This is a genomic window from Rhodococcus sp. NJ-530, from assembly GCF_003860625.1.
GTDB classification, from domain to species: Bacteria; Actinomycetota; Actinomycetes; order Mycobacteriales; family Mycobacteriaceae; genus Rhodococcus_F; species Rhodococcus_F qingshengii.
Window position 1 is genome coordinate 3,460,461 of sequence record NZ_CP034152.1, and the last position, 18,891, is coordinate 3,479,351.

Annotated in this window: 16 protein-coding genes, 1 tRNA gene and 1 pseudogene; 10 read left to right on the forward strand and 8 right to left on the reverse strand. The window is 61.7% G+C overall.

Translation table 11 applies throughout. From position 1 onward, the window contains the following. Nucleotides 1–92 precede the first annotated feature (92 nt). On the reverse strand, nucleotides 93–1,190 hold the full coding sequence (locus EHW12_RS16180) for an isocitrate/isopropylmalate dehydrogenase family protein (RefSeq protein WP_039972997.1): 1,098 nt from the start codon (nucleotides 1,188–1,190) through the stop codon (nucleotides 93–95). Here EHW12_RS16180 and EHW12_RS16185 point away from each other — a divergent pair. Then, the gene (locus tag EHW12_RS16185) at nucleotides 1,156–1,731 is read left to right on the forward strand and encodes a 2'-5' RNA ligase family protein (RefSeq protein ID WP_125051150.1); all 576 of its coding nucleotides are present in this window, start codon (nucleotides 1,156–1,158) and stop codon (nucleotides 1,729–1,731) included. The two genes, EHW12_RS16180 and EHW12_RS16185, sit on opposite strands and share 35 nt — an antisense overlap. On the opposite strand, the pseudogene EHW12_RS16190 reads toward EHW12_RS16185, so the two are convergent. Next, nucleotides 1,676–2,604, reverse strand: a pseudogene (locus tag EHW12_RS16190) (DMT family transporter). The gene EHW12_RS16185 and the pseudogene EHW12_RS16190 overlap by 56 nt on opposite strands. 213 nt (nucleotides 2,605–2,817) lie before the next feature. On the opposite strand from EHW12_RS16190, the gene EHW12_RS16195 reads away from it, so the two are divergent. Continuing rightward, nucleotides 2,818–3,813: a helix-turn-helix domain-containing protein gene (locus tag EHW12_RS16195; RefSeq protein WP_125051152.1), complete on the forward strand. Its 996-nt coding sequence runs from the start codon at nucleotides 2,818–2,820 to the stop codon at nucleotides 3,811–3,813. A gap of 74 nt (nucleotides 3,814–3,887) precedes the next feature. Beyond that, on the forward strand, nucleotides 3,888–4,259 hold the full coding sequence (gene trxA / locus EHW12_RS16200; RefSeq protein WP_003944106.1) for a thioredoxin: 372 nt from the start codon (nucleotides 3,888–3,890) through the stop codon (nucleotides 4,257–4,259). 58 nt (nucleotides 4,260–4,317) lie between these two features. On the opposite strand, the gene polA is transcribed toward trxA, so the two are convergent. Then, on the reverse strand, nucleotides 4,318–7,065 hold the full coding sequence (polA, locus tag EHW12_RS16205) for a DNA polymerase I (protein WP_064074467.1): 2,748 nt from the start codon (nucleotides 7,063–7,065) through the stop codon (nucleotides 4,318–4,320). A gap of 302 nt (nucleotides 7,066–7,367) precedes the next feature. On the opposite strand from polA, the gene EHW12_RS16210 reads away from it, so the two are divergent. Genes EHW12_RS16210 through EHW12_RS16225 form a run of 4 tightly spaced genes read left to right on the forward strand, consistent with a single transcriptional unit; the run spans nucleotide 7,368 to nucleotide 11,497 of the window. Beyond that, a complete protein-coding gene (locus EHW12_RS16210) occupies nucleotides 7,368–8,678 on the forward strand; it encodes a branched-chain amino acid ABC transporter permease (RefSeq protein ID WP_223304673.1) in 1,311 nt (436 codons plus the stop codon). 5 nt (nucleotides 8,679–8,683) lie between these two features. Next, nucleotides 8,684–9,673 (forward strand): branched-chain amino acid ABC transporter permease, encoded by a 990-nt coding sequence (locus EHW12_RS16215; RefSeq protein ID WP_003944088.1) that lies wholly within the window; start codon nucleotides 8,684–8,686, stop codon nucleotides 9,671–9,673. After that, the gene (locus EHW12_RS16220) at nucleotides 9,666–10,694 is read left to right on the forward strand and encodes an ABC transporter ATP-binding protein (RefSeq protein ID WP_029255470.1); all 1,029 of its coding nucleotides are present in this window, start codon (nucleotides 9,666–9,668) and stop codon (nucleotides 10,692–10,694) included. The genes EHW12_RS16215 and EHW12_RS16220 overlap by 8 nt, the downstream gene beginning before the upstream one ends. After that, entirely contained in the window at nucleotides 10,691–11,497 is an 807-nt protein-coding gene (locus EHW12_RS16225) for an ABC transporter ATP-binding protein (RefSeq protein ID WP_007728720.1), read from the forward strand. The genes EHW12_RS16220 and EHW12_RS16225 overlap by 4 nt, the downstream gene beginning before the upstream one ends. A gap of 71 nt (nucleotides 11,498–11,568) precedes the next feature. On the opposite strand, the gene EHW12_RS16230 is transcribed toward EHW12_RS16225, so the two are convergent. Together EHW12_RS16230 and EHW12_RS16235 are read right to left on the reverse strand one after the other, a co-directional pair. Then, on the reverse strand, nucleotides 11,569–12,900 hold the full coding sequence (locus EHW12_RS16230) for an ABC transporter substrate-binding protein (protein ID WP_003944031.1): 1,332 nt from the start codon (nucleotides 12,898–12,900) through the stop codon (nucleotides 11,569–11,571). 208 nt (nucleotides 12,901–13,108) lie between these two features. Further along, on the reverse strand, nucleotides 13,109–13,726 hold the full coding sequence (locus EHW12_RS16235; protein ID WP_003944029.1) for an ANTAR domain-containing response regulator: 618 nt from the start codon (nucleotides 13,724–13,726) through the stop codon (nucleotides 13,109–13,111). A gap of 107 nt (nucleotides 13,727–13,833) precedes the next feature. Here EHW12_RS16235 and EHW12_RS16240 point away from each other — a divergent pair. Both EHW12_RS16240 and EHW12_RS16245 read left to right on the forward strand, forming a co-directional pair. Further along, nucleotides 13,834–13,910 (forward strand) — tRNA-Leu (locus EHW12_RS16240). A gap of 75 nt (nucleotides 13,911–13,985) precedes the next feature. Beyond that, the gene (locus tag EHW12_RS16245; RefSeq protein ID WP_047272259.1) at nucleotides 13,986–14,618 is read left to right on the forward strand and encodes a hypothetical protein; all 633 of its coding nucleotides are present in this window, start codon (nucleotides 13,986–13,988) and stop codon (nucleotides 14,616–14,618) included. Between the two features lie 111 nt (nucleotides 14,619–14,729). On the opposite strand, the gene EHW12_RS16250 is transcribed toward EHW12_RS16245, so the two are convergent. Further along, entirely contained in the window at nucleotides 14,730–15,701 is a 972-nt protein-coding gene (locus tag EHW12_RS16250; protein WP_125051154.1) for a tetrahydrofolate dehydrogenase/cyclohydrolase catalytic domain-containing protein, read from the reverse strand. Nucleotides 15,702–15,979: 278 nt separating this feature from the next. On the opposite strand from EHW12_RS16250, the gene EHW12_RS16255 reads away from it, so the two are divergent. Next, nucleotides 15,980–16,483 carry an SRPBCC domain-containing protein gene (locus EHW12_RS16255; protein ID WP_003944006.1) on the forward strand — a complete coding sequence of 168 codons (504 nt, stop codon included), beginning with the start codon at nucleotides 15,980–15,982 and terminating at the stop codon, nucleotides 16,481–16,483. A 33-nt stretch (nucleotides 16,484–16,516) separates the two neighbouring features. On the opposite strand, the gene EHW12_RS16260 is transcribed toward EHW12_RS16255, so the two are convergent. Together EHW12_RS16260 and pyk are read right to left on the reverse strand one after the other, a co-directional pair. Next, nucleotides 16,517–17,398: an acyl-CoA thioesterase II gene (locus tag EHW12_RS16260; RefSeq protein ID WP_007728711.1), complete on the reverse strand. Its 882-nt coding sequence runs from the start codon at nucleotides 17,396–17,398 to the stop codon at nucleotides 16,517–16,519. Then, a complete protein-coding gene (pyk, locus tag EHW12_RS16265; RefSeq protein ID WP_003944038.1) occupies nucleotides 17,399–18,817 on the reverse strand; it encodes a pyruvate kinase in 1,419 nt (472 codons plus the stop codon). It abuts the gene before it with no gap. Nucleotides 18,818–18,891 lie beyond the last annotated feature (74 nt).

Genomic DNA, 18,891 nt, shown 5'->3' on the forward strand with positions numbered 1-18,891 from the left:
GCAACGTCCATCCGAAATTCAGTCGAACGGTAGGTTACGGCAGGAGTTCCACCGTCGCCGACTTCGCAAGATTCCGGCCTGTCGTACAAGAATCAGCGACGCAGAGTGTGTGCGTACACGACTTCGGAAAATTCGCTGGTCGATGCCAAACCGCCGAGGTCGGCGGTCGCGATGCCCGACGCGATGGTCGTGCGAACGGCATCTGAAATCCGGCGTGCTGCCGCAGACAACAACCGATCGCCACGCGCATCACCGAGCCAGTCGAGCATCATTGCACTCGAGAGGAACAGTGCCGTCGGGTTCGCCCGATTCTTCCCGGCGATGTCGGGTGCGGCACCGTGCGCAGCCTGAGCCATGACCTGCGTCTCGGAAGCGTTGATCGACGGCGCGGTTCCGAGTGAACCGGACAGCTCGCCCGCCAGATCCGACAAGATGTCGCCGAACATGTTTTCCGTCACCACGACATCGAAGTCGCCGCCGCGCCGAACCAGGTGCGCCGCCATCGCGTCGACGTGCTCGTCGTCGACGACTACGTGTGGGTACTCCGCAGCGACGGTTCGGCAGGCGTCACGGAACAGGCCGGTGGTCAGTGTGAGGACGTTGGCTTTGTGGACGATCGTGACGTGATTGCGCCGTCGCGACGCCAACGCGAAGGCAGTGCGTGCGATCCGTTCACACGCAGCGCGGGTGAACACACCGACGGCCAGCGCGATGTCGGGCGTCGGCATGAATTCACCACTGCCGACTGCCATGTTCCGATCCGCGTACAACCCCTCGGTGTTCTCGCGGACGATCACCAGATCCATGTCGGGGACCATCGCCTTGACACCGGGGAACGCCGCTGCCGGTCGGATGTTCGCGAACAGCTCGAACTTCTTCCGGATGACGCCGCCGGGTGTGAGTTGTCCGCGAAACCTCTCCGGATAGGACGCACTGTCGTGGGGTCCGAGAATCCAACCCTGCAGCTGCCCCAACCCATCGATGGTCTCGTCGGGAATCGGCGTGCCGTGGCTGTCGATGGCCGTACTCCCGAGCGGAAGCTCGACCCACTCGACGGGCGGAGCATGAACCGCTGACAACGCCGCATCCACGATCTGCCGTGTCGCCGGGACGATTTCGTGGCCGATTCCGTCGCCGTGCATGAGTCCCAGCCGCATGGCCGAAGTACCGATTGCGCTCGCACCTGTCATCAGGCAATCATTGCTCACCATGGTCCAGTCGGTGGAATTGCTCCTCGATCCAGTGAGTGAGTCGGAAGTCCGAGCACAGTGGCAGCTTCTCGCCGACGCCGGTTTACCAAGTCAGGCCTCTCATCACAGCCCGTCCAACCGTCCGCACATCACACTGTTCGTCGCCCGTGAGATCCCCGCGGAGGTCGACGAACTGTTGAAGCGGCGCTTCTCGGCCCCGGACTTCGAGGTCCGACTCGGTGGCTACATCGTGTTCGGCGGCAAGCAGATGGTCTTGGCGCGCTCGGTCATTCCTTCGCGCGCACTCCTTCACCTGCACCGAGAAATAGCCGAGGCAACCGTTGGTTCGACGGCGCTTCCCGCCCACGTCGAGCCCGGCGGGTGGACGCCTCATGTAACGCTCGCCCGACGCGTCGAACCTGCACGTCTGGGTGAAGCCATCGCCCTGCTGGGCACCGACGTGATTCAAGGGCGCTGCGGCGCGATCAGGCGCTGGGACGGCGAACAGAAGACGGAGTGGTTACTGACGCCGCCGCTGTGACAGAGCGGGTTGCACGTCGGGTCACCAGGATTCCCGCGATCACCGCGAGTGCACCAACCGGCTGATTCCAGCCAACGCTTTCGTTCAAGACTATTGCGCCGAGAGCGACGCCCACCACTGGACTGAGATAAGTGACGGTGGACGCCGCAGTCGGCCCCCACCCTGAACGACATTGGTGTTCCAGATGAATGCGAGCCCGGTCCCCAGTGCGCCCAGAGCGATCATCGACAGGACAACTGCCGGCGTCAGGAGCATCGGCGTGTTTGCGATGACCGGTGAGGCCAGAACCATCACGAAAGCTCCGATACTGATCTGTAATAGCGCGACCGTGCGGGTGTCGACGCCGAGAGGAAGCACGAAACGTCTGAGGTAGACAAACGAAATCCCGTACGACGCAGTCGCTCCCAGGCAAGCGACCTGAGAACTGACACTTCCGCCGACGCCGAGATTCCACGGCGCCAATACGATCAGCACCCCACCGAACCCGAGAAGCAACCCCAGCGATTTGTATCGCGTCAGCGTGTCCCCCGGCAGAAAGGCAAGGGAGACAGCCATAGTCATCAGTGGTGTGGTGGCGTTGTAGATGCTCGCGAGTCCCGAGGACATGTTTTGCTCCGCCCAACTGAACAGCAGCCACGGCACGATGCATTGTGTCGCTGCGAGAAAAGCCATGTGTTTCCAGACGCGAAAGTCCCTCGGTAGGCCGATCCGGCTGACCGCTGACACGAGAACCAGCGCGAGCGCACCGAAGACCAAGCGCCACAGAACTACCTGCGTGAAGGACAGACCTTCGAGCCCGATCTTCATGAAGAGGAAACTAGCTCCCCACACCACCGCAGCTGCGGTGTATTGAAAGGCCAGACTTGCCCTCAAAGGGTGAAGTCTCCGTGCGGACTGACGTCGTGACGAGTGTCGGGCGTTCGGCCGGCAAGAGCTAGTACGTTCAGGACCAGTAGGACCAAGACGCTGACGACGATGATTGCCATGTGTCCAGCCTGACGGAATGTCCCACGTGGCAGTAGTGGCAGAAAAGCCAGACTTGGACGATTTTCTGCCACTTTCCTGTTTTTCTGTCACACTCGAAAGATGCTCGCGAAAGTGGTGGTCCCACTGATGCCGATGACCGAGGCGTTCGAACTCGGCGTGGCATGTGAAGTCTTCGGCTTCGACCGATCCGACGACGGCCTCCCCACGTACGACTTCTCTCTGATCGCCGCAGTTCCGGGTCCGATCCGAACGCGGTTCGGGTACAACATCGATGTTCCGTACAACCTCGATTCTCTCGACGACGCCGATCTCATCGTCGTGTCCGCCGGCGGAACCTACGACGCCGGCGACGCGTACATGTGCTCACCGAGTCCCGACTCGAGTGTCGATCCACTGTTGGTCAAACTCAACGAGGCCGTAGCCCGGGGCGCCAAGGTGGCGAGTCTGTGCACCGGAGCGTTTGTCCTCGGGGCGGCTGGACTATTGAACGGAAGGCGATGCACGACGCATTGGCGGCATGCAGAGAGGCTTGCCCAGACGTATCCGGAAGCCAAGGTCGATCCGGACGTGTTGTACGTGGACGAAGATCCGGTGTTCACCAGCGCAGGCACCGCGGCAGGAATTGACCTGTGCCTGCACATCGTCCGAAAAGAACAGGGTTCTCGCGTTGCCAATGGCATCGCGAGAAGGATGGTGGTGCCGCCCCATCGTGACGGTGGGCAAGCCCAGTACGTTGCCACTCCCCTCGCCTCGACGCCGAGTGCAACCCTTGCCCCGCTCCTCGACTGGATGACGGAGAACCTCGCCCTCGACCTCACTGTGGGCATGGTCGCGGCCCGCGCGAACATGTCCGCGCGCACGTTCGCGCGCCGTTTCCAAGCGGAAACGGGAACAACCCCCGCCCGCTGGCTCAGCGATCAGCGAGTACTGGCCGCCCAACACCTCCTCGAGAATTCCGACCTCTCCGTCGACGTCATCGCAGAACGCGTCGGATTCGGCGGCGGTGCCGTGCTTCGCCAGCACTTCATTCGTCTGCGTTGCACCACGCCGCAGGCCTACCGCCGGACGTTTCGGGCGACCGAGAACGCAAGCTGAAATCGGCTCAGGGAAGAATCAGCGGTTCCGGGGCGTTGCACACACCAACAGCCCGCACAATGGAAAGGACCCCTGTGGCCACCCAGACTCTCACCCAGCAGAACTTCGACGAAACGATCAACGGCAGCGACGTCGTCCTCGTGGACTTCTGGGCCTCCTGGTGCGGCCCGTGCCGCCAGTTCGCACCGACGTTCGAAGCGTCTTCGGAGAAGCATGCCGACGTCGTTCACGCCAAGGTCGACACCGAGGCCGAGCAGGGAATCGCAGCGGCCGCCAACATCCGCTCCATCCCCACGATCATGGCCTTCCGCGAAGGCGTACTCGTGTTCAACCAGGCCGGCGCGCTTCCCGCCGCTCAGCTCGAGGAGCTCGTCACTCAGGTCAAGGCACTCGACATGGACGAGGTCCGCAAGCAGATCGCAGAGCAGACCGCATCTGCTGAATAGCGTGAAAAGGCTGGGCCGGAATCGAATTCGATTCCGGCCCAGCCTTTTTCGTTGCTCCCTAGTGAGCCGCGCTGTCCCAGCTTCGACCGGTTCCCACCGAAACATCCAGAGGTACCGACAGCTCGATGGCTGTGGCCATCTTGTCCTTGACCAGCGCGGTGACCTCCTCCAACTCGGAGGCAACCACTTCGAGCACCAATTCGTCGTGCACCTGCAACAGCATGCGCGACTTCAATCCGGCGTCGGCGAGAGCCTTCTGCACGTTGATCATCGCCACCTTGATGATGTCGGCCGCAGTGCCCTGGATCGGCGCATTGAGGGCAGCACGTTCGGCAACCTCACGACGCTGACGGTTGTCGCTGTTGAGGTCCGGCAGGTAGCGACGACGACCGTAGAGCGTCGAGGTGTAGCCGTCCTTACGTGCCTGCTCGACCACCGCGTGGAGGTAATCCCGCACGCCGCCGAAACGAGCGAAGTACGCATCCATCTGCTGCTTCGCTTCTTCGGTCGAAATCTTCAGCTGCGACGCCAATCCGTAGGCACTGAGCCCGTAGGCCAGACCGTACGACATCGCCTTGACCCGGCGCCGCAGTTCTGGAGTCACCTCTTCGATCGGTACACCGAATGCGCGCGAGCCGACAAAGCTGTGCAGGTCCTCACCGGTGTTGAATGCCTCGATCAGCCCCTCGTCGCCTGACACGTGCGCCATGATGCGCATTTCGATCTGGCTGTAGTCGGCAGTGAGCAGAACGTCGAACCCCTGCCCGACTACGAATCCGTCGCGAATCTCGCGCCCCGCGTCGTTTCGCACCGGGATGTTCTGCAAGTTCGGATCGGTCGACGACAGGCGTCCGGTCGCGGCAACCGTCTGATTGAACGTCGTGTGAATGCGTCCGTCTTCGGCTACGGCCTTGAGAAGACCGTCGACGGTCACCTTCATACGCGTCGCATCACGGTGCGCGAGAAGGTGTTCGAGGAACGGGTGTCCTGTCTTGTCGAACAGACCCTGCAACGCCTCGGCGTCGGTGGTGTAGCCCGTCTTCGTCTTCTTCGTCTTGGGCATGTCGAGTTCTTCGAACAAGACCACCTGCAGCTGCTTCGGCGAACCCAGGTTGATCTGCTTGTCGATCACCTCGTAGGCCGAGTTTGCGGCGTCGGCGACCTGGGAAGCGAAACGGCTCTGAAGATCGTGCAGATGCGCGCTGTCGACGGCGATGCCGGTGGCCTCGATCTGAGCGAGCTCGATCGTCAACGGCAGTTCCATGTCGGAGAGGAGCGACTTGGATTCGATCGACTCCAACTCGGTGTCCAGTGCAGCCGCCAAGTCGAGAACGGCCTGAGCGCTGAGCATCGCGGTCTCGGCCGCTTCGGCATCGAGCTGTTCGGTGTCGTCGAGCAGTGAAAGCTGTTCCTGGCCGGATGTTTCGGCGCGCAGTTCACGCTTGAGGTAGCGGAGCGAGAGGTCGTCGAGATTGAAGCTGCGCTGGCCCGGCCGGACGAGGTACGCGGCCAGAGCAGTGTCGCTGGTCAGTCCACCGAGCGTCCAACCGCGCCCACGCAGAGCATGGATCGCCCACTTGGCTTCGTGCAGTGCCTTCGGCTGCGATGCGTCGGCGAGCCAATCACCGAGAGCTGCTTCGTCTTCCGGTGTTGCCGTCGACGCCGCGATGTATGCACATTCACCGTCGGAGGCCGCGATCGCGAGTGCAGTGACGTCGCCGGCGAACGGAGTTCTGGTTCCGAGCACCGTCACGCCGTGACGCTCACCGGTTCGTGCGTGGGCGTCGAGCCACGCGGCAACCGCACCCGGGGCGAGTGCGTCGCCGCTGACCTCGAACCCTTCCTCTGCTTCGGGCTCGGACGACGACAGGGTCGCGAACAGTCGATCGCGGAGAACCTTGAACTCGAGATCGTCGAACAACGCATGAATCTTCTCGCGGTCCCACGGGGCCAACACCAACTGCTCGGGCGTGTACGGCAAGGGAACGTCGCGAACCATTTCGGTGAGCTGACGATTGAGCAGGACGTTCGCGAGGTTCTCCCGCAGTGAGTCGCCCACCTTGCCGCGGACCTTGTCCACGTTGTCGACCAGTCCCTGCAGGTCGCCGTACTCACGGATCCACTTGGTAGCGGTCTTCTCGCCGACGCCGGGGATGCCGGGGAGGTTGTCACTCGGGTCGCCGCGCAGGGCAGCAAAATCCGGATACTGCGACGGAGTGAGGCTGTACTTCTCCTCGACGGCCGTCGGCGTGAATCGGGTGAGCTCCGAGACACCCTTCTTCGGGTAGAGCACAGTGACGTTGTCGGTCACCAGCTGCAGCGAGTCGCGGTCGCCGGTCACGACGAGAACCCGGTATCCGAGTGCCTCCGCCTGCGTGGTCAAGGTGGCGATCACGTCGTCGGCCTCGAAACCTTCCTCGGCCATGACCGGGATGCCCAGCGCGCCGAGAACGTCCTTGGTGATGTCGATCTGGCCCTTGAATTCGTCCGGAGCCTTCGCGCGCTGCGCCTTGTATTCGGGGAACAGGTCGGCGCGAAACGTCTGACGCGACACGTCGAAAGCCGCGGCCAAGTGGGTGGGCTGCTCGTCACGAAGAAGGTTGATCAACATCGACGTGAAGCCGTACACCGCGTTGGTGGCCTGCCCACTGTGTGTCTTGAAGTTCTCTGCAGGCAGCGCGTAGAAGGCGCGAAACGCCAACGAATGCCCGTCGAGAAGCATCAGAAGAGGGCGATCGTCCGCCTTGCCGGTGGTGCCGGCTGGAGCGGTGGACGTGCTGGACCGAGTTGTGGTTGCGGGGCTCACGGTTCATCAGTCTAGGGATCGCGACCGACATCGACGCCTTCGCCGTTGTTTACGCAGGAACAGACACAAGAATCGGACAATTGATGCAGCCTTCGGCCTTCGATACGGAACCGAAACATCCCGGAAATCTCAGAACCCCATCTGAAGCGAACGGAGCCGTTAGAGTCCGGAAATCGCAGCAGCGAAACAATCCCTCTGCTGCGCGGCACTTTGTCCAGACGCGCTATTCCCGACCCGCTCGGAGGACGTACGTGGCCCCACCCGTAGTGAAACGGCAGACCCTCGCGACACTCAGCCGACTACTGGCCTTTGCATTACTGACGTTCTTCGCATTACTCAGCCTGGCCGGAACTGCTTCGGCTCAGGAACCGACCACTTCCCCTACACCGCCGACCCCGACAGCATCCGCGCCACCGACAGCACCGGTTCCCGACAACGCTGTCCCCGTCAGCGGCAATCTCAACAACGGCGGCACACGCCTCGAGGGCGTCACCGTGCGTGCACTCGATTCTTCCGGCACGGAAGTCGCCACCGGAGAATCGGCATCGAACGGCCGTTGGGAACTGGCCGTGGCACCGGGCACCTACACCTTCGAGATCGTTGCCGACACACTTCCCGACGGGGTCAGTGTGCAAGCCGCTGTCGAACGCGAGGTGGTGGCCGGCCGCGCGAACACCGTGATCTTCTCGTTCGGCGAGGTACGTACCGCCTCGAATGTCAGCTTCGGCGAGAAGCTGATCCGCACGACGGTCGACGGTCTGCGGTTCGGCCTCGTGATCGCGATCGCCGGTGTGGGTTTGAGCCTGATCTACGGCACCACTGGCCTGACCAACTTCGCTCACGGCGAGATGGTGACGTTGGGAGCCGTTGCTGCCTGGGTGATCAACACGTCCTTCGGCGTTCCGCTGATTCCCGCCACGATCCTCGCGATCTTCGTCGGCATCGGCATCGGCCTGCTGACCAACGGAATCGTCTGGAAACCACTGCGTAAGCGCAAGACCGGGTTGATCGCGCAATTGGTGGTCTCGATCGGTCTCGCGATTTCATTGCGCTACTTGATCCTGATCTTCTTCTCCGACCGCGCCGAACCGTTCGACGACTACCAGGGCCAGGTCGAGAAGAACTGGGGCCCGATCGCACTGACCGACGCCAACGCGATAGTCATGATCGTCAGTCTGGTCGTCCTGGTCGGCGTCGCACTGCTTCTGCAGAAGACTCGCATCGGAAAGGCCATGCGTGCCGTCTCCGACAATCGTGACCTCGCCGCTTCGTCCGGTATCAACGTCGAGCGCGTGATCATGTTCGTCTGGGGTCTCGGCGGCGGACTGGCCGCCCTCGGCGGTGTGCTGTTCGGTATCTCCGAGCTCGGCGGACGCGTCCAGTGGGAAATGGGCTTCAAACTGTTGCTGCTCATGTTCGCCGGAATCACCCTCGGTGGTCTGGGAACCGCGTACGGGGCGCTACTCGGCTGCGTCATCGTGGGACTTCTGGTCCAACTCTCGACGCTCATCATCAACCCAGACCTCAAATACATCGGCGGACTTCTCGTCTTGATCGTGATCCTCGTGGTTCGCCCCCAGGGCATCCTCGGATCCAGACAAAGGATCGGGTGACGAATATGGACATCATGGGAGCTTTCCAGGTTTCTTTCGCCCAGCTGATCGGGCCGTCGGCAATCTTCTACGCACTGTTGGCAATCGGGTTGAACCTGCACTTCGGCTACGCCGGACTGCTCAATTTCGGTCAGATCGGTTTTGCCCTTCTCGGCGGCTACGGCGTCGGCATCATGACCGTGACCTACGACCAGCCGCTCTGGCTCGGCATCCTCGTCGGACTCACCGCAGCCGGCCTCCTCGCGCTCGTGCTCGGTATCCCGACGCTGCGTCTGCGCGCCGACTATCTCGCCATCGTGACCATCGCCGCTTCGGAGATCCTGCGTCTGATCTTCCGCTCGACCGCGTCGGATTCGGTGACCGGTTCCACCAATGGCCTGTTCGGTTTCGCAGACCCGTTCACCGCACTGAGCCCCTTCGACTCGGCCAAGCAGTACTCATTTCTCGGCGTGAAGTTCTACGGAGACGACCTCTGGTCGATGGTCGTGGGGTGGACGCTGGTCTTGATCTTGTGCGGATTCGTCTACCTGTTGACGCACAGTCCGTGGGGGCGCGTCCTCAAGGCGGTTCGCGAAGATGAGGACGCAGCGCGATCGTTGGGCAAGAACGTGTTCGTGTACAAGATGCAGGCGCTGGTTCTCGGCGGCGTGATCGGTGGTCTGGCCGGGGTGTTCAACGCTTTGCAGACCAAGTCCATCAACCCGGACTTCTACTCGACCGCGCAGACGTTCTTCGCGTTCGGCGCACTGATTCTGGGCGGGGCGGCAACGGTATTCGGCCCGGTGGTCGGCGCAATGTTGTTCTGGTTCCTCCTCGCCATCCCTGATGCCTTGCTGCGTCAGGCGATCTCCGGCGAGAATCCGCTGCTCTCGCTGACCGAACAACAGGTCGGAGCCACCAGGTATGTCCTGCTCGGATTGATGATTGCTCTCCTGATGGTCTTCAGACCGCAGGGAATACTGGGTAACAAGCGGGAGGTGCAACTCAATGCTTGACGCCGATACCAGAGCACAGATCTTTGCCGACGTTCCTCACCTTCCCGGATCGGCGAAACCCGACCCGGTGTTGGTCGCTGACAACGTCTCGCGGACGTTCGGCGGTCTCAAGGCCGTCGACGTCGATCACCTCGAGATTCAACGAGGGTGCATCACGGGTCTGATCGGTCCAAACGGTGCCGGAAAAACGACGCTCTTCAACCTCCTTACCGGATTCGACCGGCCGGACACCGGTACGTGGTCGATGGACGGTCAATCGCTGGGCCGCATGTATCCCCACCAGGTAGCCAGGAAAGGAGTGGTACGGACGTTCCAGTTGACCAAGGCGCTCTCCAAACTCACCGTGCTGGACAACGTGCGTCTCGGTGCCACCGGCCAACGTGGTGAACGCATTTTTGCATCTCTCGTCCCGTGGATCTGGAAAGGCCAGGAACGCGAGATCACCGAACGCGCCAACGAACTCCTCGCACGATTCAAACTCGACACCAAGGCCGACGACCTCGCCGGTTCACTCTCCGGTGGGCAGCGCAAACTGCTCGAAATGGCTCGCGCACTCATGACTTCGCCCTCGGTGGTGATGCTGGACGAACCGATGGCGGGGGTCAATCCTGCTCTGACGCAAAGCCTGCTCGGACACATCAAGTCATTGCGCGACGACGGAATGACCGTCGTGTTCGTCGAGCACGACATGGACGTAATCCGAGACATCAGCGATTGGGTGGTGGTCATGGCGCAGGGCAGCGTCATCGCCGAATCCACCCCGGACGAACTCTCGTCCAACACAGCCGTCGTCGACGCATATCTGGGCAGCCACCATGACCAGGCCCTCGAGTTCGACGACAACGGAAATCCGGTGGGCGAGACGGCCGTTCTGGCCGCCGCCCTGGCTGAAGCCGAGGTCGAAACCCTCGAGTCGGGCGGGGACCTGTCGGAACCCGACGTCGACAACCTTCCGGCCGATCTCGCCGCGACGCTGGAATCGAGTCCCGAGGAACCGCGCGGAAGGCACGAGAAGCCATGAGCGAGAACCACGCACGTTCACTCACGCCTGCAGAGTTCGCCGCGACGGCCGAGGAGCATCAGCGACTGTCGGCAGGTGCCCTGCTCCGCGCCGACAGCCTCGTCGCGGGCTACATTCCCGGCGTCAACATCCTGCGTGAATGCAACTTCTTCCTGAAGGAAGGGGAAATCGTCGGGATCATCGGACCGAACGGCGCAGGCAAATCGACACTCCTGAAATCACTGTTCGGACTGATACCGGTACGCGAAGGGTCGGTCACCCTACGCGAGGACAACATCACGTCTGCGCCCGCTCACGTCCTCGTTCAGAAGGGAGTCGGGTACGTCCCTCAAACGCAGAACGTCTTTCAGACTCTGACCATCGAAGAAAACCTCGAAATGGGCATTTATCTGCGTCCCAAGGCATTCGCGGAACGATTCGCCTTCGTGAGTGAACTATTCCCTCTTCTGAGTGAACGACGAAAGGTGAAGGCCGGCGCACTCTCGGGTGGCGAACGCCAGATGGTCGCGATGGGCCGGGCCCTGATGATGGATCCGTCGGTGCTGCTGCTCGACGAACCGTCCGCGGGCCTGTCCCCCATGTTCCAGGACGAGGTGTTCATCCGCTGCAAGAAGATCAATGCTGCCGGTGTCTCGGTCATCATGGTCGAGCAGAACGCGCGCCGCTGCCTTCAGATCTGCGACCGCGGTTACGTACTCGATCAGGGTAAGAACGCGTACACCGACACCGGCGCCAATCTGATGAACGACCCCAAAGTGATCGAGCTGTACTTGGGAACGCTTGCCGGAAGCAAAGAGAAGTAGGACAGACACGAGAATGGGCCAGGGTCGCGAGACCCTGGCCCATTCTCGTTGGCTGCTTACCTGCCCACGACTTACTTGCCCACCACCACGAATCCTTCTGTGGTCAGGGTGTTCTCAGGGCCGAACTTGAGCTTTCCGTACGAACCGATGGACGGCTCCCCCGAATCGTTGAAGTCCAACTCACCGGTGATGCCGTCGTAGTCGATGTCGGTTCCCGCCTTCACCAACGGCAGGCACTCGACGTAGGACGTGCACTTGGTGCCGCCTTCGGTGACGCTGTTGATGTTGGCCGCGATGTCGGTACCGGCCGTCGACTTCGCCTGCTCGGCAGCGAGCGCTGAGATCACCACCGCGTCGTATGACTCTCCGGCGTAGTTGAAGTCGATCAGAGAGGGGTTCACAGCCTTCAGACGATCCTGGAAGGCAGCTCCGACGTCCGTCAGGGGCGTCGTTCCCTGCATGGTGTCGAGCAACGGCTTCGCCACGGATTCGCCGAGAGCGTTGCCCATGTTGCCGTCGACGCCGTACATCGCCATTCCGTCCGACGGGCCGATGCCCACTTCGTGCATGCGCGTGATGATCTTCGCCGACTCTTCGAAGCCCACCAGTGCCACTGCATCCGGATTGAAGTTCTTGACTTGATCGACTTCGGAGTTGAACGACTGCGCGTTCGGGTCGTAGATGATCTTCTCGATCTGATCGGAGGGGACACCCGAATCGATCAGATTCTTTTCGATGTTGTCCGCCAGACCCGTCCCGTACGGGTCGTTGAGGGCCATGATCGCTACGCGCTGACCACCGTCGTCCGAAATGAGCTGTGCGACGGCCTGAGCCTGCAGTACGTCCGTCGGAGCGGTGCGGAAGTACATGCCCTTGTCTGGGTAGCAGACGAATTGGTCCGAGGTGTTGGCAGGCGAGAACATCACGACGCCTGCGCTGGCGATCTTGTCGATCACCTTGAGCGAGACCGAAGACGACGCGGCGCCGACGATGACCTGAGTGCCTGCAGCCAATTCGCGGTCGACGGTGGTATTGGCGGTGTCCGTTGTGGTGTCACCCGAATCGCCGGGAATCAGCTGGACCGGTTGGCCGAGAACGCCTCCGGCTGCATTGACGTCGTTGACTCCCAGCTGGGTGCCCGCGACCATCGGCGGCCCGAGGAACGACAAGCTGCCTGTATCGGGAAGAAGCGTGCCGATGCGCAGCGCTTCCGTGGACGGGGTGGCGCCGGCCTTGGCCTGCTCCGGGGTGCAATCAGTCGTGACGGATGTCGTCGCGGCAGAAGCGCCGGACGTAGAGCCACTCGAAGACGAGTCATCCGACTTGTCCGAGCTACAGCCTGCAAGTGCCAGTGATGCCGCGCCGAGAACTGCAGCAGTACGCACAAGTGTTCGTCTAGCCATCCCACGCTCCTAAGATCAGCCGGTGCTCGCGCCACCCGAACTGGCGCTCGCTGTGGGATCAGACGCTAGACCTTGGAACCGTTTCGCGATCCTTCAAGAAAGCCCTGTGACCTGACTGTTATCTGAAGGTGCACAGTGTTTACACGACTGTAGCGCTGCGCGACGTTTCGACGGTCGACGCAGCAACCGGGTAACCCGGACACTTTGCTCAAGCGTCCGGTTCACCGCCCAGAGTTTCCAGTACGACCTGTGCGACCGCCTTCATCGTGGAGCGCCGATCCATCGCGGCGCGCTGAATCCACTTGAACGCCTCAGGTTCGGTGAGCGCTTGGCGAACCATCAGAACACTCTTGGCTCGCTCGATCAGCTTGCGTGCTTCGAGCCGGTCCGAAAGATCAGCGACCTCACGCTCGAGCGCCGTCACCTCGCGGAAACGACTGACCGCCAATTCGACAGCGGGAACGAGGTCACTGATCGAGAACGGCTTGACCAAGTAAGCCATGGCGCCGGCATCGCGTGCGCGCTCGACCAACTCGCGCTGACTGAACGCTGTGAGAATGACAACAGGAGCGATGCGTTTGGCGGCAATCTCCGAAGCGGCGTCGATGCCGTCTCTCCTGGGCATTTTCACGTCCATGATGACCAGATCAGGCTTGAGCGACTCGGCCAACTCCACCGCAACCTGCCCGTCACCGGCCTCACCGACGACGTCGTAGCCCTCTTCGCGGAGCATCTCGACCAGATCCATGCGGATCAACGCCTCGTCTTCAGCGACGACAACACGACGGGGTGCGAGCTGATTGCCTTGCGGCTGCGGCGAATTCATGGCCACCATCCTCCTCCATCGAACCGCCCCGACACGAGACGCGAACGATTAGAGGGTACCGGTGTTTGACATTGAAATCGCATCTTCTAATGTAGTCATCGCAACAAGCCCTCGTATCCCAATTGGCAGAGGAAACGGATTCAAAACCCGTCCAGTGTGAGTTCGAGTCTCACCGAGGGCACCACCTGCCGCAGCTGGCCGCACCGCAAGGTTTCGGCATTCGGCTGTACCCCAGATCGACCGCCGTTAGATTCGATCCATGAACGGTCGTCGCCTGATTGCTCTGCTCGGAGCCATATCTGTTTTCGCGCTGCTCCCCGGATGTCAGACTGACGACCAATCCGACACTGCCGGCGAATCCAACACTGCCGGCGAATCTTCCACCCAGACCGTCCTCGATGCTGCAACACAGACAGGCGCCCTTCAGGTCGGCACTCCCCCGATCGATGCCCCACCAACCGAGATCTCCATGCCTCCCCCGTTCCCGAACGACACGGAGGTCCCTTCACCGACTCCGCGCGTCGATGTGACCGAGATCGACGTGATCGATCACGATGGTTTCACCCGCATCACCTATCGCTTCGACGGAAGCGGATCTGTGTTCTGGAAAACCGAATACGTCAGTGAAGCAATCCGAGCGGGTGACAGCACAGTCGTGGACGTCGGAAGTCGATCGATACTTCAAGTCGACCTGATGGGAGTCCAATCGGATTCGTCGCTCAACTCCGTATCTCACGAGGGCGAAAACATCACGCGCATAGACAGTGCAGCCAGGAACAGTGCGATCCTGCAGTCGTTTGTCGGCACGGTCGACATCCGTCCGGCATACACCGTATCGACATCCGATTCACCGTCCCAGTTGACGATCGACATCCCCAAGGCAGACAGCTGACTGTCGAATACCCAATTGCGCGCTCAGCTCAGCCATTCCAGCGCAGCGGTGCTCGACGCGGTAATTCGGTTATCGCGGGGCGGATGAATACTCCGTCTCGAAACCGAGGTCTCACAATCGATCCGAGGCGATTGCGGGGTCCGGTTCAACACGACTGTCATGATTCTCACTGCATGCCCGAACTTCCGCTGCTCGAACTGCTGCTGCCAGTGTTTGTTCCAGCAGGACTGCCACCGTCATGGGGCCGACGCCACCCGGCACCGGTGTGATCGCACCGGCATGTGGGAGCGCAGCGGCGTACTCCACATCTCCGACGTTGCCCTCGTTGTACCCCGCATCGATCACCACTGCCCCAGGCTTGATCCACGTCCCTTTGATCAGTTCCGGAACACCGACGGCCGCGATGACGACGTCTGCCGAGGCGACGTGTGCGGCCAGGTCGACGGTGCGCGAATGGCAGTATGTCACCGTTGCGCCTCGACGCAGGAGGAGCATTCCCATAGGCAATCCGAGTATCGGGCTTCGGCCGACCACGACGGCATGCTTTCCGGAGAGTTCGACGCCTGTGGCGTCGAGGAGGCGCAGGATGCCACTCGGTGTACATGATTCGAATCCCCCACCGGTCAACGCCATTGCCGCGAACGCTGCCGAGGTAACGCCGTCAACGTCTTTGTCGGCCGAGATGGCATCGAACGCGGCCCGTTCGTCGATGTGGCCTGGCACCGGGTGTTGCAGCAGTATGCCGTCGATCGAAGGGTCCGCCGACAACGCTCTCAGCACGTCGACCAGTTCTTCGGTGGTTGTACTCACCGGGAGTTCGACCGTCCGCGACGTCATTCCGACGGCGACAGATCGTTTGGCCTTCATCTGTACATACGCCTTCGAGGCCGGGTCCGCTCCCACGATGACGGCGGCCAGGCAAGGAACGTGCCCCGCCTCATCACGAAACTGCCTGGTGCGCACTGACAGGTCCGCGAGCGCAGCATCGGCAATTGCGCGTCCGTCGATTATTCGAGCGGGCGCGGTCTGGGTCGACAGATTCTTGGTCGAGACGTTTTCGGTAGGCCGATTCTCGGTAGACATGGATCCCCCTTCACACAAGATGTGTGAAGCACCCAGGCGGTCGATGCCTCGCGATGTGCACTCCCCGGTGGTAATCCCCACCCGCGCCAGTCGTGCGTGGTCAGCGTACCGCGCGTTTGTCTCACTGCCACGAAACGCATCCAGAACGCCGCTCTCAAAACGAGACAAATCGACATAACCTATCAATAGGTAACGATCTGACCTGCAGTTATTCCATCCTAAGCAATTAGATGGCACGATGGGGGCAACCGCACGGGCACCAAGCATTGGAGGCACCGATGGACAACGGCAAGATAAACCTGACCTATGACGGTCGGGTGTCACTGAGCTTCCAACTGGCAATTCCGCACGCACCGGACAAGGTCTGGAAAGTGATAACGGAACGCGAGTACCTCGACGCCTGGTTCCCGGCGGACGTCGATTTCAACCTCACTCCCGGCGCGGATCTGCTGTTCAAGGTGACCCCGGAACAAGTCGAGCGATTCGGACTGCCAGCAGATCACGTGACGCGCGGGACGGTCATCAGCGTCCACCCGCACCGAATTCTCGAATTCCTCTGGGACGCAGATACTCTGCATTGGGAACTGGCACCGGACGGCACCGGCGGTTGCTGGCTGACCCTCACCCACACGATGGAAGACGAAGAGTCCGCGTACGCCCACGCTGCCGGCTGGCACGCGGGCTTGGAAGTTGTTGCGGCCCAACTCGATGGACGCGAAGTCGACTGGTCTCCGTGGGACCGCGCCGACGAACTCTCACCGCAATATCGCAAGTCTGCTTGATTCTGGGCCCGAGTTCAGTCTCGGGCCCGCATCTCATTCCCCTTTGCGCGGGAAATGCCTGATCAGTCCTTCTTGGACCACCGTCGCCAACAGCAGTCCTTCCACCGAGAAGTACCGTCCGGTTGCCAGACCGCGCGAACCTGCGGCGACCGGCGATTCGGTGGCGTACAGAACCCAGTCGGTGAACCGGAACGGGCGATGGAACCAGATCGAATGATTGACCGTCGCCGCGACGATACGATCATGACCCCAGGACAAACCATGAGTGGTCAGAATCGAATCGAGCACGGTGGTGTCGGACGAATATGCCAGCGTCGCAGCGTGAATGAGCGAATCGTCCGGCAGATCACCGTCGGGGCGCATCCATACCCGATTGTGGTTGAGTTTCTCGCCGGTGCCCTTGAGGATCCACGCCGGATCGTTGGCGTACCGCATGTCGATCGGCTTGAGCGCCGCACTGAAATGCGGCAGTTTTTCCTCGTACCCCACCAGATGATCGCCGATGGGAGGCAACGACTCCGGAAGTGGAACATCCGGGATCTCGACAGCATGGTCGAGCCCCTTGCCGGAGTCCTGGAACGCCGCGAGCATCACGAACAATTCGTTCTCACCCTGATAGGCAGTCACCTGACGGTTGGCGAACGCCCGCCCGTCGCGATGACGATCCACCCGATACTCGATGGGCGCCTTGACATCTCCGCCGCGAATGAAATGGGCATTCACCGCATGGATGGGGCGATCACCGTCGACGGTCCGCCCGGCGGCCATCAGTGCCTGAGACACCAACTGACCGCCGAACGTCCGCGAACCTACCTGTTTCGGGTGGTATCCACGGAACGCGTCTTCACCGATCTGCTCCAGATCCAACAGACCGAGGAGAGTACCGAGGTCGGTGGACGCGTTCGCGTGGGTCACTCAGTGGTCCTCTTCGCCGATACGGTGGACGTGAATGAGGTTGGTGGAACCGACAGTTCCCGGAGGGGATCCGGCAACGATGACCACGAGGTCGCCCTTGACGTACCGCCCGAGGGAGAGCAACGCACTGTCCACCTGACGCACCATCTCGTCGGTGGTGGCCACCGCATCGACCAGGAACGTCTCGGTTCCCCACGTCAGCGTCAGCTGACTGCGCACCGCGGGCAGCGGTGTGAAGGCGAGCAACGGCAGCGGCGTGTGCAGACGAGCCAGTCGACGCACCGTGTCACCGGACTGAGTGAACGCAACCAAGGCCTTGGCGTCGAGACGTTCGCCGATGTCGCGTGCTGCGTACGAGATGACTCCGCGCTTGGTGCGCGGGACATGGGTCAACGGTGGGACACGGGTTGATTCGTTCTCGACGGCCTCGACGATGCGGGCCATGGTGCGAACGGTTTCCATGACGTACTTGCCCACCGAAGTCTCGCCCGAGAGCATGACTGCGTCGGCGCCGTCGAGAACGGCGTTGGCGACATCGGATGCCTCTGCGCGAGTGGGACGTGAGTTCTCGATCATCGACTCGAGCATCTGCGTCGCGACGATGACCGGCTTCGCGTTCTCACGAGCAATCTGGATTGCGCGCTTCTGAACGAGCGGGACCTGCTCGAGCGGCAACTCGACACCGAGGTCACCGCGGGCGACCATGACGGCGTCGAACGCGAGCACGATGGCTTCGAGATTGTCGATGGCCTCGGGCTTCTCGAGCTTCGCGATGACGGGAACGCGGCGCCCGACTCGATCCATGATGGCGTGAACCAATTCGACGTCCGCCGGTGAGCGAACGAAGGAGAGTGCAATGAAGTCGACACCCAGCTTGAGAGCGAACTCGAGGTCGGCGATGTCCTTGCCCGACAGGGCTGGAACGGAGACGTTCATACCGGGCAGTGAGAGGCCCTTGTTGTTGCTGACCGGACCGCCTTCGGTGACCCGACAGACGACGTCGTTGCCGTCGATGGACGTGACGACCAGGCCGACCTTTCCGTCGTCGACCAGCAGTCGATCGCCGGCCTTGGCGTCGCGCGCCAATTCCTTGTACGTGGTCCCGACGCGATCGTGCGTTCCCTCGACGTCGTCGACGGTGATACGAACCTCTTCACCGTTGGCCCAGGTGGTCCGCTCGTCCTTGAATCGGCCGAGGCGAATCTTGGGCCCCTGAAGGTCGGCGAGAACACCGACGGCCTTTCCGGTGGCGTCCGACGCGGCGCGGACGCGAATGTAGTTTTCTTCGTGATCGGCATGCTCGCCGTGGCTGAAGTTGAGGCGCGCCACGTCCATGCCGCTCTCCACGAGCTCACGGATGCGGTCGCCAGAAGCTGTCGCAGGTCCAAGTGTGCATACAATTTTTGTCCGTCGGTTCACGGCTCGAGCCTAGTCGCTACCCCACCGCACTTCTATCCGGCATTTGCGACCTGCACTTTCTGTACTTACTCGAT

What these genes read in the sequence shown, in the direction of transcription:
- EHW12_RS16185 (WP_125051150.1), top strand. Translation starts at nt 1,156, where the DNA reads ATGGCCGAAGTACCGATTGCGCTCGCACCTGTCATCAGGCAATCATTG.
- EHW12_RS16180 (WP_039972997.1), bottom strand. Translation starts at nt 1,190, where the DNA reads ATGACAGGTGCGAGCGCAATCGGTACTTCGGCCATGCGGCTGGGACTC.
- EHW12_RS16195 (WP_125051152.1), top strand. Translation starts at nt 2,818, where the DNA reads ATGCTCGCGAAAGTGGTGGTCCCACTGATGCCGATGACCGAGGCGTTC.
- EHW12_RS16215 (WP_003944088.1), top strand. Translation starts at nt 8,684, where the DNA reads ATGGACATCATGGGAGCTTTCCAGGTTTCTTTCGCCCAGCTGATCGGG.
- EHW12_RS16220 (WP_029255470.1), top strand. Translation starts at nt 9,666, where the DNA reads ATGCTTGACGCCGATACCAGAGCACAGATCTTTGCCGACGTTCCTCAC.
- EHW12_RS16225 (WP_007728720.1), top strand. Translation starts at nt 10,691, where the DNA reads ATGAGCGAGAACCACGCACGTTCACTCACGCCTGCAGAGTTCGCCGCG.
- EHW12_RS16230 (WP_003944031.1), bottom strand. Translation starts at nt 12,900, where the DNA reads ATGGCTAGACGAACACTTGTGCGTACTGCTGCAGTTCTCGGCGCGGCA.
- EHW12_RS16235 (WP_003944029.1), bottom strand. Translation starts at nt 13,726, where the DNA reads ATGAATTCGCCGCAGCCGCAAGGCAATCAGCTCGCACCCCGTCGTGTT.
- EHW12_RS16245 (WP_047272259.1), top strand. Translation starts at nt 13,986, where the DNA reads ATGAACGGTCGTCGCCTGATTGCTCTGCTCGGAGCCATATCTGTTTTC.
- EHW12_RS16250 (WP_125051154.1), bottom strand. Translation starts at nt 15,701, where the DNA reads ATGTCTACCGAGAATCGGCCTACCGAAAACGTCTCGACCAAGAATCTG.
- EHW12_RS16255 (WP_003944006.1), top strand. Translation starts at nt 15,980, where the DNA reads ATGGACAACGGCAAGATAAACCTGACCTATGACGGTCGGGTGTCACTG.